Consider the following 1,387-nt stretch of genomic DNA (forward strand, 5'->3'; position numbering starts at 1 on the left):
AATACTCCTTCTGCCTTTAAACAGACTGAATTTGCTAGTTCTTATAAAGCGAGACTTAGTCAAACGCCATCACCTAATAATAAAACGGTTGGTTTTGAGGGGCAAAGGGGCGAATCAAAATGTATTTTAAAACCACCACCAGACCCTGAATTGAAGAAGATATTAGACGAAGCAGGTATTGATGGGATAAATTATAAGAACGGAGTACCTGATTTTTCGCCTGTAGCAAAAGCAGAACTTGAAATTGACCATATGGTGGGCGGAGTTGGTAGTAATGGAACTAAAGCTAGAACTGCGAATTTTAAACAGGCAGATATAAAATTGGCAGAGCAACTTAATAACTCACCTGAGTTGGCTAGTCAATTTGGGTTAACCCCAGGAAAAATTAAGTCGGGGGACATTGCAGATATTCGCGAAGAATTAAAGCTAACTTGGCATGAATTAAATGATGGTAAAACAATTCAACTTGTGCCATCTGAAATTAACAGCAAATTCGGACATCTAGGTGGCGTAGGAGAGATAAACGCAGGAGCGTTTGAACCGGGCGGATTTGCTAATAATTAGAAGGGAGATTTCTCAAAGTGAAAATTAATGATGCAGTTTTCGGTGAACTTGAATACGATTATGTGTGGAGCAAGGATATTACAATTGAGTTTTTCGGAAAAAGAGTCAATATTGCTTTGATGGTAGATGGTGAAGAAGATGGCGAATTTAGTGGAAAACAGTATGCTTCATATACTGCTTTAATAGAAAATTGGGGGGATATTCAGCAAAGTATTTTGACACCAATTTTAGACTATTACAAACAGAAGCGATCTGGACTTGGGTATGATGTTTCATATGATGAAAATTACCCTTTAATTGAAACAAATGATAAACTTCTTGAAAATATCAAGCTAGTTGGGATTTATGTTCCATCTGCAAGACGATTTGAAGGCAGATATATTGGACTAACATTTGACTGTACATGGGATGAAGAAAATGGGGTTGGTATACGTCTAATTAATGAAGAAGTAGCTAGGGTGGGATACCAAGATGTGGCACTTTGAGTATTTGTGGGCTACCCAGTGCCGAATATACCCATCGTTCTACCAATAACACATATAACCCATGTAGATGTGTCATTTAGTTTGTACGCACACATCAATGTTTGAATTTTATACCCTAAATAATGTTATTCGGTTACGTTGGATAGGTCGATTATGGTCAGATACCACCATGATCGATCTGTTTTTTTATCTTCGTTGACTTGCATTTTTTAAATTAAGCGCAATATTGTGAAAAGATATCGGGCTGGAGCTGGAAGGCCTGATCAAAACCCCGGTTACGGTAGAGGATCTGGAGCCGCAGCCGGAAGCGCCGTTTGTGACGGAAGTGGAGCCGCCAG

At 38.9% G+C, this 1,387-nt stretch carries 2 protein-coding genes; both read left to right on the forward strand.

Features of this window, described 5'->3' with window-relative positions; all coding sequences use genetic code 11:
* On the forward strand, positions 1-564 hold a 564-nt coding region (locus CHH75_RS24340; RefSeq protein WP_095268208.1), incomplete at its 5' end, for an HNH endonuclease.
* Positions 565-581: 17 nt separating this feature from the next.
* Complete coding sequence (locus CHH75_RS24345) at positions 582-1,049, forward strand: DUF6985 domain-containing protein (protein WP_095268207.1); 468 nt, start codon at positions 582-584, stop codon at positions 1,047-1,049.
* Positions 1,050-1,387 lie beyond the last annotated feature (338 nt).

This window comes from Paenibacillus sp. 7541 (assembly GCF_002276395.1).
Lineage (GTDB): Bacteria > Bacillota > Bacilli > Paenibacillales > Paenibacillaceae > Paenibacillus_AQ > Paenibacillus_AQ campinasensis.